Origin of the sequence: Pseudomonas sp. BR20 (assembly GCF_050780135.1) — a bacterium.
Classification (GTDB): domain Bacteria; phylum Pseudomonadota; class Gammaproteobacteria; order Pseudomonadales; family Pseudomonadaceae; genus Aquipseudomonas.
The window spans coordinates 1,034,649-1,047,475 of sequence record NZ_CP172012.1 but is presented as its reverse complement, the minus strand read 5'-3'; the positions used below and the strand labels follow the sequence as shown (position 1 = coordinate 1,047,475).

16 protein-coding genes are annotated in these 12,827 nt (G+C 58.1%); 7 read left to right on the top strand and 9 right to left on the bottom strand.

From position 1 onward, the window contains the following. Positions 1–478: 478 nt before the first annotated feature. The 7 genes from sctJ to ACHPFG_RS04545 all read left to right on the top strand — a co-directional run bounded on the left by sctJ (position 479) and on the right by ACHPFG_RS04545 (position 5,853). Positions 479–1,279, top strand: a complete 801-nt coding sequence (sctJ, locus tag ACHPFG_RS04575; protein ID WP_431701715.1) for a type III secretion system inner membrane ring lipoprotein SctJ — start codon at positions 479–481, stop codon at positions 1,277–1,279. Positions 1,280–1,292: 13 nt separating this feature from the next. Beyond that, the gene (locus ACHPFG_RS04570) at positions 1,293–1,874 is read left to right on the top strand and encodes a type III secretion protein (RefSeq protein ID WP_431701714.1); all 582 of its coding nucleotides are present in this window, start codon (positions 1,293–1,295) and stop codon (positions 1,872–1,874) included. Continuing rightward, positions 1,852–2,445: a type III secretion system stator protein SctL gene (sctL, locus tag ACHPFG_RS04565; RefSeq protein WP_431701713.1), complete on the top strand. Its 594-nt coding sequence runs from the start codon at positions 1,852–1,854 to the stop codon at positions 2,443–2,445. Before ACHPFG_RS04570 ends, sctL begins: the two co-directional genes overlap by 23 nt. Before the next feature lie 303 nt (positions 2,446–2,748). Continuing rightward, a complete protein-coding gene (locus ACHPFG_RS04560; protein ID WP_431701712.1) occupies positions 2,749–3,141 on the top strand; it encodes a type III secretion protein in 393 nt (130 codons plus the stop codon). Between the two features lie 14 nt (positions 3,142–3,155). Further along, entirely contained in the window at positions 3,156–5,291 is a 2,136-nt protein-coding gene (gene sctC / locus ACHPFG_RS04555; protein WP_431701711.1) for a type III secretion system outer membrane ring subunit SctC, read from the top strand. Continuing rightward, positions 5,288–5,491, top strand: coding sequence for an HrpT family type III secretion system protein (gene hrpT, locus ACHPFG_RS04550; protein WP_131700412.1), 204 nt, complete (start codon positions 5,288–5,290; stop codon positions 5,489–5,491). The genes sctC and hrpT overlap by 4 nt, the downstream gene beginning before the upstream one ends. A gap of 11 nt (positions 5,492–5,502) precedes the next feature. Continuing rightward, the gene (locus tag ACHPFG_RS04545) at positions 5,503–5,853 is read left to right on the top strand and encodes a transcriptional regulator (RefSeq protein ID WP_431701710.1); all 351 of its coding nucleotides are present in this window, start codon (positions 5,503–5,505) and stop codon (positions 5,851–5,853) included. Here the strand turns inward: ACHPFG_RS04545 and sctU are convergent, their stop codons facing one another. Genes sctU through ACHPFG_RS04500 form a run of 9 tightly spaced genes read right to left on the bottom strand, consistent with a single transcriptional unit; the run spans position 5,854 to position 12,802 of the window. Next, entirely contained in the window at positions 5,854–6,951 is a 1,098-nt protein-coding gene (gene sctU, locus ACHPFG_RS04540) for a type III secretion system export apparatus subunit SctU (RefSeq protein WP_431701709.1), read from the bottom strand. Next, positions 6,948–7,736 carry a type III secretion system export apparatus subunit SctT gene (sctT, locus tag ACHPFG_RS04535; RefSeq protein WP_131700415.1) on the bottom strand — a complete coding sequence of 263 codons (789 nt, stop codon included), beginning with the start codon at positions 7,734–7,736 and terminating at the stop codon, positions 6,948–6,950. Before sctT ends, sctU begins: the two co-directional genes overlap by 4 nt. A 10-nt stretch (positions 7,737–7,746) precedes the next feature. After that, complete coding sequence (gene sctS / locus ACHPFG_RS04530; protein WP_065938437.1) at positions 7,747–8,010, bottom strand: type III secretion system export apparatus subunit SctS; 264 nt, start codon at positions 8,008–8,010, stop codon at positions 7,747–7,749. A 7-nt stretch (positions 8,011–8,017) separates the two neighbouring features. Continuing rightward, a complete protein-coding gene (sctR, locus tag ACHPFG_RS04525; protein WP_115486563.1) occupies positions 8,018–8,671 on the bottom strand; it encodes a type III secretion system export apparatus subunit SctR in 654 nt (217 codons plus the stop codon). Then, complete coding sequence (locus ACHPFG_RS04520; protein WP_431701708.1) at positions 8,668–9,681, bottom strand: FliM/FliN family flagellar motor switch protein; 1,014 nt, start codon at positions 9,679–9,681, stop codon at positions 8,668–8,670. The genes sctR and ACHPFG_RS04520 overlap by 4 nt, the downstream gene beginning before the upstream one ends. Next, positions 9,678–10,136, bottom strand: coding sequence for a type III secretion system HrpP C-terminal domain-containing protein (locus ACHPFG_RS04515; protein WP_431701707.1), 459 nt, complete (start codon positions 10,134–10,136; stop codon positions 9,678–9,680). The genes ACHPFG_RS04520 and ACHPFG_RS04515 overlap by 4 nt, the downstream gene beginning before the upstream one ends. Beyond that, on the bottom strand, positions 10,133–10,561 hold the full coding sequence (sctO, locus tag ACHPFG_RS04510; RefSeq protein WP_431701706.1) for a type III secretion system stalk subunit SctO: 429 nt from the start codon (positions 10,559–10,561) through the stop codon (positions 10,133–10,135). Before sctO ends, ACHPFG_RS04515 begins: the two co-directional genes overlap by 4 nt. Next, positions 10,548–11,906: a FliI/YscN family ATPase gene (locus tag ACHPFG_RS04505; RefSeq protein WP_431701705.1), complete on the bottom strand. Its 1,359-nt coding sequence runs from the start codon at positions 11,904–11,906 to the stop codon at positions 10,548–10,550. The genes sctO and ACHPFG_RS04505 overlap by 14 nt, the downstream gene beginning before the upstream one ends. After that, complete coding sequence (locus ACHPFG_RS04500; RefSeq protein ID WP_431703437.1) at positions 11,903–12,802, bottom strand: FHA domain-containing protein; 900 nt, start codon at positions 12,800–12,802, stop codon at positions 11,903–11,905. The genes ACHPFG_RS04505 and ACHPFG_RS04500 overlap by 4 nt, the downstream gene beginning before the upstream one ends. Positions 12,803–12,827 lie beyond the last annotated feature (25 nt).

The following is a 12,827-nucleotide window of genomic DNA, read 5'->3' as shown; positions in this document are numbered from 1 at the left end:
CTCTCGGGAGTATCAGCCCGAGAGGTACCCTCAATTCAAATTTTAGCCTTCACTAATACACCTAATAAAAATCTCCTGCAGACGCTTATCCTACAGGTACTCTATGAAATTAGAAACATACGTAGATTCCACCAAAGATACCGCTGTCAATACCGCCCATGCAACACGAGATGAGTCAACATGCAGTAGAGATTCCTGCTTTTTTACCTCCATTCTCGAAGACGCGCCAGGGGCAAGCTCATCGCCCGCTGCCCGCTATATGTCTCCTGTGTTGACAGATGCCTTAGCGCACTTAAGAAACTCGAAAAAACACATGGCCAATCTACTGAAGTCAACCAGCAACGAATTAGACATAGAGAAATTCAGAAAATACCCAAGTCTTCTTTCCAATGTTCAACTGACGTCCCAACTGTTAGTAAAGTGCCTTGCCAAGACGACTCAAGGCATCGACAAAATATCGAACTTACAATGATATTCAATGAATAATTTTTTGTCTGTCGCACTACTTTTGGCTGTTGTACTTGTGTTGAACGGCTGCAGCGACCGTGTCGAACTTCATCGCCAACTCTCTGAGCAAGAAGCCAATGAGGTCATAGCAGAATTGGCAGATAAACACATTCGCGCACAAAAAAAACCGGCCAAAGATGGTGTTGTCGTGACGGTAAACACAAACGACATCGGACGCGCAGTACGAACATTGGAAGCCGTTGGCCTGCCTCGAGTGGCCAGAACGACGATGGGCGATACATTTCGCAAAGAGGGCGTTATCTCAACGCCATTGGAAGAGCGGGCACGCTACATCTATGCCCTGTCACAAGAGCTTGAAGCTACGCTTTCCAACATTGACGGTGTCATTGTTGCCCGAGTACACGTGGTGCTGCCGGAACGCATCGCGCCAGGTGAGCCGGTCCAGCCCGCATCCGCTTCGGTGTTCATAAAACATGACTCACGCATGGACCCAGATAACATCAACTCACGCGTTCGCAGGATGGTGGCAAGCAGTATTCCTGGCATGGCCACAGCGATGGATAACCCGCGGAAACTTACCGTTATATTTGTGCCCGCCACCACTTATAAGGAGCAGCAACGCCTGGTGTATTTCGGCCCTTTCCTGATACCTGGCGAGGATCTCGTTTTTTGGCAAAACAGCCTGATTGTTTCTATGCTCGGGGCCATGGCGACAGCGGTCGCAGCAGTATTCATTTACCGTCGACGTCATCGTTTTGGGCAAGAGTCACCTGTAGTCAGCCAATCAAGCGGACAGGCTCATGACGCTTAGGGTTGACCACTCAATGAGTGAGCAGTTGGCCTGGGCTCAATGGTGGGCATTCCCTTGGAAGTATGCCCATGAAGACTGGCGGAGCGGCCCACACGCTGCAATTGACGAACTTTGCCAGGGCAGACTGATGATGCCGGGTGACTTCTTGGGTGTGGCGGCCTGTTTACCTCCTCGCCCCCACCCAACCGCACTGCGACTGGCCCTTGCTTCAAATGAAGAAATCAACCTGGCGCTGACACTGGTTCACGACACCTTCAATCCTGAAACGACGTCCGCCTTGAGCGACAGCCATCACCTGTGGTGCGTACGTCTTTCCAAGGCTCTGCCCCCGGCCATGCTGGCGCCCGATGCGGATCCTTTACACCTGCTCCATAGCTGGCTTGCCCCCCCGATCTGGCAGCGCCTCAGGTTGCGCTTCTCCCGCGAACGGGCGCGCGGGGTTGAAAAGAGACATCTGCGTCTTGAGAACGCAAACAACCGACTAGATACGCTCTGGCAGGCAGTGGTCTGGCGTGCCACGTCATTATCAGGTGAGCCGATCCCCCCGACTCAAACGGACCAGGAGATCAGTAATGTTATGCCGACGCACCATTGAGCTGTTCAAGGATGCGCCTAGGTTGCCATGCAGCCTAATTCCACGGGAAGAACTTGCAAACTGGAAGCAGGCTGACCATCTATTGAAAAACGCGAGTGCTCAAGCCGAACAACTGCTGAGCCTGACAAGAAAAAAATGCGAAGCGTTGCATGAGGAGACTTCGCTGGAAATATGGCAACGCGCTGATGCCCAACTCAAACGGTGGGAGCGCGACCGTCAAGCCATGTGCGACAAACTCGAACAATATGCCAACTCGGTTACCAATGAGGCTATTCGTCACCTGCTTGATGAGACGGTCGCCTCCAGTAGACTGACGGCTCTTTTAAAGCAACTTCTAGCGATTCAAGTCCCGGAGGTCAGCGCAACCCTACTCTGCAACTCGCATGACTTCGAACAGATAAAAAAACATTTTGCCTCTCATGCAACCGCCGTCTGGAAACTTCATGCTGATGAGACGATTGCACCTCAAACACTGATATTAAAAACTGATGAGGGAGACTTTCGTATCAGTTGGAGCTCAATGCTTGGTACTTTTTTCAAACAAGGCGAAGCGTTTCGAATCGATGTCTAATATCTGCAGACTTAAAACTGTAAACGCTTAGCGGCAAAGCTCATCGCCCAACAAACACCTTAACAATGAAACTAAAGGAAACCCATGCACTCATCTAAATCGATTTCAGAGCAAGCCCTCAAATACGCAACGTCTTCCTATAAAGATTTTGACTCATTCCCTATCGATGGGACGAAGAGTGTCGAGGATGCAGAACGATTCTATAAGTTAGCCGAGCAAATGACAGTTTCCAACTCACTTTACATGGATAACCTTCGGGTTGAGCATCAGTGTTTAAAACACTGCTTTGATAGCTTTCAGTAAATGAAAGACTTGGTCTTTACTTGGTTAGACAGTCATGCAGAATCCCTCGCATTATTTGAGGGCGAGGACGAAATTACTTTAAGACGTCAAGGAGACTTCGTTTTATTGGGGGCTCAACTGACCGCTAGCCATTCAGACAACACGACCTTGCAAAATTGGTTGCGCCTAGGCGCAGCCAGCCTAGCTTTTTTTCAGGGCGTATTGAGTCAAAAAGCAGACAGTGGTGCGCTCTGGTTGATCCAGACCTTGCGAAGCGGGCAGGGAAAACAACACGTGCTCGATTGTCTCGAAACCCTGCTCAACCAACGAGACACATGGCGTGCCACGTTCGCCCGCACTGCTCGCCCCGCGCAAAACCTTAAATCCACCTCGCTACGTTCACTCTTGTACTAACCAGAGAACTCTCCATGAATAACAAGACCCACAAGCGCCGCAGCTTGGGCCAAGATTCGTCAGTTGTGTCGTCCCGACGAACATCTCGATACAGCATCGTCCTGCTTTCCTGCCTGCTGAGCCCAGTGGAAAATAGCTTCGCCGCCATCCCTCCCGAATGGAAAAACACCGCCTACGCCTATGAAGCCGAGTACAAACCCCTTCGGGAAGTACTCGAAGACTTCGCCCAGACCTTCGGCACACAACTTCAAGTCGAGGGCCTGCTGGAAGGCAACGTCAATGGCAAGATCCGCGCCAATACCCCGCAATCGATGCTCGACCGTCTCGGTGTAGAGCACCGTTTCCAGTGGTACCTGTACAACAACACCCTCTATGTCAGTACTTTGGACCAGCAGGAATCAGCGCGCCTGGAAGTCTCTTCCGAAACCATTGCCGACCTTAAGCAGGCGCTGACCGATATCGGCTTGCTCGACAGTCGTTTCGGCTGGGGTGAGTTGCCCGAAGATGGCGTAGTGCTCGTCTCCGGTCCTCGACGCTACATCGAGCAGATCAAGCAGTTCAGCAGTCAACGCCGTTCACCGGATGAAAAACAGAGTGTGCTGAGTTATCCGCTGAAGTTCGCAAATGCAGCGGACCGCCTGGTGGATTATCGCGGCGAGAAGCTCACCATCCCCGGGGTGGCCAGCATTTTGCGCGGCTTGTTGGAGCCGCGCTCCTCCTCAACGCTTGCGGGGCTGAGTCAACGTCCCACCTCACAACCCGCGCCGCTCACGCCCACCATTCCCCGGTTGGGCAACCCATTGCTGGGCCAGATGCTCGGTGATAAAACCAGCCCGGCACCACTGGACATCGGCCCCGCGCTCACCCCACGCGCCCCGGTCTCCAATAGTCGGATTCGCGTCGAAGCCGATGTGCGCAATAACGCGGTGCTGATTTATGACTTGCCGGAACGCCAGGCCATGTACCGCGAGCTGATCACCCAACTCGATGTGGCGCGCAAGCTGGTGGAAATCGACGCGATCATTCTCGATATCGAACGCACGCAGTTGCGTGAGTTCGGGGTGAACTGGGGTTTCCAGAACAGTCGTTTCCGCGGCGGTGCCAACGTGTCACCGGGCACCTCGTCGCAGCTGTCGATTGAAAATCGCGATCGCTTCTATGCCGATATACGCGCATTGGAAGCCAAGGGACTGGCAACCATGGTCTCCAACCCTTCGGTGCTCACGCTGGAAAACCAACCGGCGGTGATCGACTTCAACCGCACGCAATACCTGACGCCCGGTAGGGAGAACGCAACCATTTTGCCGGTCACCGTGGGCACCAGCTTCCAGGTAGTGCCACGCGTCATCACCAGCCGTGGCGGCCATCAGATCCACTTGGTGGTGGATATTGAAGACGGCAATTTCGACGAGACCAACCCCCTCCCCGGCAACCTTGACGTACGCCGAGGCAAAGTCAGCACCCAGGCTGTGATGGCGGAAAAACGTTCATTGGTGGTCGGCGGTTTCCACGTGACCGAAAACACTGACAAGCACAACAAAGTGCCTCTGCTGGGTGATATCCCCCTGCTGGGCAAGGCGCTGTTTTCCTCGACCGAACGGCAGAACAATCGGCGTGAACGCCTGTTCATTCTCACCCCGCGCGTCATCGGTGACCAGGCCGATCCGTCGCGCTACCTGCCACAGGACGACCAAGTCGAATTGCAGGCAGCCCTCGCGCCGTTGGCGCGGCGCTATAGCCCTCACCAACCGGTGATCAAGCGCAGCGATATCATCAGCACCCTGGCGCATTTGGTCAGCGGTGAAGTGCCCAAGGCGTTCAAGGCGGCACCGATGCCGCTGGGGCTGAATACCCTGTGCAACACCCGCGACTTGCTGGCGCTGAACACCGAACGCAGCCAGTGGTATGCAGGCCCTGAGTACAACGTAGCGGTGGTGGTGTTGCGCAACCAGTTCAAACGCAATGTGCGTATCGACGAAAAGGAGTGCAGTAACTCCCAGACCCTGGCCGTCAGCGTATGGCCGCGCGCCTGGCTCAAGCCGGGTGAAGAAGCCGAGGTATTTATCGCCATGCGCCCTGTGGTGAAGGATGAACACCTCAGTGTGCCCCGCCCCTCCTTGATCACTCCTGCTCAAAAGGCTACCCCATGAAACACCGCTTATTTTGCGTCACCCTGATTGGCACTGTACTGCTCGTCGCCGGCTGCACCCCCACCTGCAAGGGTGACTCGTGCTCTCGCCCGCAAGCGACCAAGGACAAAATGGTGATCTGGTGGCCACCGCAGATGCGTGTCGAGCCTGGCCCCGCCGGTGAGCGAAAAGACTACCAGACGGTATCTCTGGAACGATGAGCGTGAAGGAAATGCCCGACGCACAACGCCAGGTGTTTCTGGACAGTCTGGTGAGCGGCGCTGCCGCTCACCTGCCGCTCGCTCCCGGTATCAAGCTGTGCGCGCTGCAAGGCGGCAATCAGTCGGGGGTGGCCTTGCATATCGCCCGTGAAGCGCAACAAACCGGGCAACTGCAATGGGTACTGGAGCGACGCTTTGAGTACGCGTCGCTATACGATGGCTTTTTCATCTACCTCGATGCCCAGTATGCCCTGGTGATCTGGCACGCGCTGCCTGCAGCGCGTAACACGCTGGACAAGATTTTCAGCCGGATGTTATCGCTGGCCAACCTCGGCGCCCTGGACGCGCCTTCCAGTCGCTGATCAACGCCGCTCAAGCTCCGGCAATTCCAGGGTTTCGCGCTTGGCTTCGTCATCCAGCTCACGCAAGGTGCGATAGATCAGCGCAACGGCCTGCAAGGTTTCGCGAGGAATGCTTGCGCCGAGCGGTTTCGTATAGAGCGTGCGGGCCAGCCACACACACTGGATCACCGGCACCTTGGCGGCCTTGGCTCGTACGATCAACGTGCGGGCCTCGGCGTCGGTGCCTTTGCCGATCAGTAACGGCAGCGGCGTCTTACCGGGCCGGTAGTACAAGGCGACCGCAAAGTGCGTCGGGTTGACCACCAGCATATCGGCCTCCTCCAGTTTGGGCAGCTTGACCTTCGGCTCCTCCTGGGCCAACTGGTACGCCAACGAGCGGCGCTGGCCTTTCACATGGGGGTCGCCTTCCATGTCCTTGTACTCCTTGACGACCTCGACCTGGGTCATGCGCATGCGTTTGGCGAAGAAGTGTTTCTGCAAGGCCAGGTCAATCAGGGCCAGCACCAGCAGCAACCCAAGGCAGGCGTGCAGCAGATGGCGGAACAGGGCGATCAGCGCCAGCAGGTAACTTTGCAGATCGCTGTTTGCCAAATTGATCAACACTCCCAGCGAAGGCCAGACCACCAGGTACACAATCAGGCCGATAAGAAATGCCTTGGCGATGCTCATCAACAGACTCATCACCGACTGGGCAGAGAACATTTGCTTGATCTGGCTGACCGGGTTGAGGCGATTGAAATCGAGCTTCAGCGCTTCCGGGGCGAACAGCAATCCGAATTGCATCCAACTGCTGATCAGCTTCGCCGTGATCGCCACTGCGACCATCAACAGGGCAAACGAAGCAAACATGACCAGCCCTTCAACCAGCACCTCCTCCAACGCGCGTACAAACGGCTGGTTCAAGCGCGACATCGGCAACACCATCAATTGCTGGAAGCGCTGAAGACTGGTCTCGGCGGTTAACAAGGCGATCTCACTGATGGCGGTGAGCACCACTAACCTGGGAACATCCTGGCTCTGGGCGACCTGGCCTTTCTTGCGCTGGTCGCGCAGTTTCTTGGCTGAAGCCGGGTGTTTTTTTTCCCCCGAATCACTCATGGAACTGAGGCCTTGAAGAGAAGCCCCAGCGAGTGTTTCAGGTCACCCAACTGGAGCATGCGCCCGACAATCAGGTCCTGCAGCAGCGCAAAGTACAACAGCACAATACCAATACCTGCCAGGCTCTTGACCGGCGGCGCCAGCGTACTCACCTGTAATTGCTGGCTGTAGACCCCCAGCAACGCAATACCGAACTCCAGCAGCAACAGCACCGCAATGAAGGGCGCGGCGTACAGCATCATGTGCGTGAAGGTATCGCCCAGCAGGCCGACAAATACACTCATGCCATTGGGCGCAGGCAGCGGAAACCACACGGTGGGGGGCCAGATCAGGTAACTGTCCCAGATCACCTGCGTTACCGCGCCCAACCCCAGGCTGACCATCAGCAGAAAAATCGCCAGCTGCTTGAACAAGTGCCCGATGGGCGTGGCATCCGGCCCCAGCGAAGGGTTGAGCTGACCACCGGCAAGCGCACCGCGTTGGTTATCCAGCAATGCCCCCACTGCTTCGAACATCCAGAACGGCATCGCCAGCAACACTCCCAGCAACAACCCCAGCGCCACCTCCTTGAGCACCAACCCACCGAGCATGAGCGCCGAGTAATCCTGGCCCTCCAGCGCCGCATGGATACCAGGCGCGGGCAGCAATGCCATGACCATCACAATGGTGTGCCGAGGCATGCCGCGTATGTGCTGAAAACAAAACGCCGCCACCAGGATGGCACAGGGGTAGATACGCGCCATGCCGATCACCAGGCTGGGCAGGAATTCGAGATAGAGCAGCACAGGCGAGGCCTCAGTTCAGGGCCGAGCGGCCGATCATCTCGAAGGTGAGGTTGATCAGTTGGATCAACTCCACGCCAATCCAGCGCCCGGTCATGATCAGCGTGATACCCACCGCCACCAGCTTGATGCCAAAGGGCAGCGTCTGGTCCTGTATCTGCATCAGTGCCTGCACCAGGGACGTCAGCACACCCACCACCACGGCTACGATCAACGGTGGCGCCGACAACACCACCACCAGCAACATGCCCTGTTTGAACAGCACGATCGGTTCCATAAGCCACTCAGAGATAGGAGAGGAACAAGCTGTCGAGCAGCCGCGACCAGCCGGATACCAACACGAACAACAGCAGTTTGAGCGGGAGGGAAATGGTCATTGGCGAGACCATTTGCATACCCAGCGCCAGCAGCAGGTTGGAGACAATCAGGTCGATCACGATGAAGGGAATGTAGATCAGGAAGCCGATCTCGAACCCTGCCTGCAATTGCGACAGCACGAAGGCCGGAATCAACAGGATCAGGTCCTCGCGCTGCACCTCCTGCGCCATCTGTGCGGGCCACAGCCGCGCGGTATTTTCCAACAGATGCGTCAGCACATCCGGGTCCACGTTGCGCAGCATGAAGGCACGCAACGGCTTGATGGCTTCCCCACCCGTCTGCAGTACCGTTTGCACATTGCTCATGTCCAGGGGCGAAGCCTTGACGCTCTCGGCGATCTCGTAACCCACCGGCGCCATAATGAACAACGTCGCTGCCAACGCTATGCCGTTGATTGCCATGCTGGGCGGCACCTGCTGCACGCCGATGGCATTTCGGGTAATCATCAGCACAATCACGATTTTCAAAAACGATGTGCAGATGACCAACAGCAGGGGCATCAACGTCAATGCCCCAAGAAAAAGCGCGAGAACGAGGGGGTCGAGCCCCTGGAGTATCATCGGCCGAACAGCACACGAGATAACTGCAAGCCCAGGCGCCCGTCGACTTCCACCAACTGCCCCTGGCCAATAGGCCGATCACCGTAGTACAGACCGGCCATACCAGGGGCATAGCCGGTAATGCCCAGCACCGAGCCGGGTGCGAGATGACGTAGCTCACCCAGCGTAAGGTTCAGCGTTCCGCAGCGCACATTCAGCGCCATGCTCAACTCATCGAACGGCTCATGGCCAAACACATCCTCCACGGGCTCCCCCTCCTCATATTCCGAATAATGGGGCGCTGTAAAATCTTCGTCCATGGACGTGTCCTCGATAGAAGTAAGGGTCAGGCACAAAGGGCCAGTGACATCGTCAATGCAGCCATGCAGCCGCTGCTTGCCAGCCTGTATGTAGCCGCTGCCCTGGGCTTGAAAAAAGGTCTGTTCAAGCAACAGCACATCACCGGTACGCAGGCTACGAGCCTGTGCAATCGGCAACTGCAAACGCCCAAGGATCACGGCAATTGCCAGTTGGAACCGCGTCGGCATCGGCCCGGCAGTGGTGCGCCATAGCCCGGCATCGCACAACGCCAGGAAGGTTTCAGGGGCCAGCCACAGATAGCCCACAACGCGCGACGCCCCCAGGGTTACGCTGAGCCGGCACCCAAACCCCTTGGGCCGATCGGTCTCCAGCAATCGCATATAACCCAATAACGCACTTACCTGCGGGCTCAGGTGATGCTGGAACAACGCCCAGAACCAGGACTCCGGATCGTTGCCGGACGGGGCCAATGTCACCGGGCACTCGCCCAGCAGGCTGAGTAACGGCCCCGCTTCCGCGAGCGCCAGGACGCCACACGCGGTTTCGAAGCAGAACACTTCGGCCCCTAAAGGTGCTCGTCCAGGTTCCAGCCGCAGCTCGCCGTCCTCGCCGGCGACCTGAAACCCCAGGCGTAAGCCGCGCCCCAGTCGACGGCGTGCGGCAACCGTGTCGCTCTTGATCAAGGGAAAGGTCAAGTGCGGCACTCTCATGCGCAGCCGGTACTAGGCACAAGCAGGTTGACCGGCAACCCCAGCACTGCCGAGAACCGGTCCTCACACTGTTGCCGCACGCCGCTGAGCCAACGCGCCGTGGCGTCATGTTCCGCTTCCAGCTCGATGCTCCAGGCACTCTGCTCACGGCGAACGCTGGCGTTGATCCGCCCCAGCCGGGGCAAGTACAACACCGCCTGCAGCGGCCACTGGGAACCGGCCTGTACACGAGGGGCCAATTGTTCGGTGAGGGCCTCAACCATGGAGGCACCGGCCGACGCCTTGATTCCCGCTAAGGAAGCTCCCGATCCAGTGCCTTCATCGTTATCGGCAAACAGTTGAGCGAACAGTCGCCCTTGTTCCCAAGGCACTACGCTCGTAGCGCCCGGCTCCCGCTCCTCGCGCACTTCACGCGGACGTGGCCGCTCAAGGGGTTCATTTGAAACCTGGGTCATGTCGGCTCCTGAGCCAGAAGTAGGGATAACTCCTGAAGTTTCTCCACCTGCCGCAGACACTCGGTGACGTGCTTCTGAGCACTCCCGACGCGGCTTTCCTTTTCGTCCTGCTGGCCTTGTAATTGCGCCAGTTGGCCTTGGTCCCGCCGGGTACCGGCAGATAATGTTCGTTCCTGTGCGCCCCACGATTTCAAGGCCTTCAGGCTCAGCACCTGACCCTGATGCCGACTGAGCAATTCAGCACTTTGCCGAGCCTCCTCCTGCCGAGTCTGCTCAAGCGCATTCTTAGCCTGCTGGATATGTGCGAGCAGGGCCTGCTGGGCGCGCTTGGCCTCACGCAGGGCGCGCTCGGCGCGGTCAGCCCTGTGCCTGCGCAGGCGCCGCAGCGTCTCGACTTCGCCGAGAAGCACATCAGAATGGGACATGGGCGGTCAGATCCTTAAGTTGCTCCAGCGTCGTCAACATCGGCGTAGGCTCACGCAAGTCCTGGCGCAGGAACCCGTCGACCGCCTGACGGCTGTCCACCGCCAAATCGGTCAGGGCATCGCTGCCAGGTTGATACTCCCCCAGCTTGAGCATCAGCTCGATCTGTTGGTACGCCGACAACAACCGTCGCAATGCCGTACCCGCCTGGATGTCCTCCGGCTCTGCGACGTTGCTCAAGATCCGTGAAAGGCTTGCCAACACATCCACCGCCGGGTAGTGCCCACGCTCGGCAAGCTTGCGGGACAGCACGATATGCCCATCGAGCAGCGAGCGAACTTCATCGGCCACCGGATCGTTCATGGAGTCCTGCTCAATCAGCACTGTATAGATCGCGGTGATCACACCGTCACGCGTCAACCCGGCACGCTCCACCAGCCGTGGCAGCAGGCTGTATACCGAAGGAGGCAAACCTCCGCGCCCCAGGGGTTCGCCGGCAGCCAGGCCGATCTCACGCTGGGCCCGGGCGAAACGGGTCAAGGAGTCAATCAGCAGCAATACCCGTTGCCCCTTGCGCCGAAACCCTTCGGCCAATGCCGTGGCCGTGAACGCGGCCCGGGCGCGCTCCATGCTGGAACGATCGGAGGTGGCGCACACCAGTACCGCCTTGGCGCGCAACTGGTCATCGAGCTCATGGTCAAGAAATTCACGCAGCTCCCGCCCCCGCTCGCCGATCAGCCCGAATACGATGACATCGCACTCGACGTTACGCGCGATCTCGGCCAGCAAGGTGGTCTTGCCACAACCGGCCCCGGCGAACAGGCCTACACGCTGGCCCTCGCCAATCGTCATCAGGCCATCGATCGAGCGCACTCCGGTGGCCAGTGCACGGTTAATCCTCGGCCGCTCGGTGGGCAACGGCGCTTCACACAACACCGCACTGGTATCCGGTAAGTCAGCCTCGACAAACGCACTCACGCCCTGCCCCGTAATCGGCCGTCCGAAACCATCCAGCACCTGGCCCAACAGGGCCTCGCTGACCTGGACTCGATGGGATACCCCAAGGCGCTCCACGCCAGCACCTACCCGCACGCCTTCCAAATTACCCAAGGCACTGAGCACCGCGTCCTGCTGATCGAAGCCGATGATCTCGGCGAGCATATAGTCGCCCGGACTTTTTTCCACCTGGCACAAGTCACCGATACGCGCCTGGGGTAGCCGGCACTGCAGCAGCATGCCGTTGACGCGCTGGATTCGGCCACTCACCGTCACCGGCGCGAAGCTGCTCAATGACTGGGACTGGCGCTGCTGCCAGGCTTCAAGACGCGCCTGCAGATCCGCACTCACCAGCGCACCTCGTAACGCTGCGCACCCTCGAAGACCACCTTGCTGTTGTCGATCAGCACCAATCGCAGCCCTTCCACTTCGTCGCCCACAAACAGTCGGCCGCCCTCCTCCAAGACCACGTGACCGTTCGGCCCGCCGACGATCTGCACAATCCTAAATGGCAGTGTGCCATCACGCACACGCACACGGCTGATCACCGGCACCGAGCTGTCGAATTGCTCACCAAAACGGCTGAGCATGCGCGCTACCAGCTCAACGTCGTCCTGGGAGACATCTCCGCTGAGCGCCACCTGGTCATTGATCACTTGCAAGGTGACCCGCTGGCTCAATTCACGCTCGCTGAGCATCTTCATCAATTGCTGGCGTACTTCAAAAGACGAGGCCAATTCCTGCTTCTGAACCACGGGCTGCATCAGCGAAGCCTGTGCCTCACGCTCCCCTGTGGAGACCATGCCCACTGCCACGATAATTACCGTCACCACCAACACCAGGCTGATCAGGCGCTTTTGCTGCGAGTGCGAGATTGACGATAACTTCATCCCTTGCGCAGGCGCATTGGCCGGTAGCGGCGCTACCGTCGCAGGGGCTGTGGGTTGGGGCCAGGGCTGCTCGGCCAAGGTGACGCACAGGCGCACCCCTCCCACTGAAAACGGCACGTTCAGTTCCAGTTTGGCGATCTGCGCCAGTACCTGGCCTTCGGGGTCTCGCAACAGCCCGGCTTCGGCCTGCACCAACCAGTTGGCGTCGATAAACCGCAGGCGCGCATGCTGCTCGACGACCCCCGGGTCGTTCAGCATCAGGTCAGCGTCCGCGTGAGCGCCAATGCTCCACTGCTCCCCAAACAACGGTAACGCAGCGCCCTGACGCAACCCGTCAAGCACCCTTAACTCAAACATCAGCGAGACCTCCACGCTGGCCATG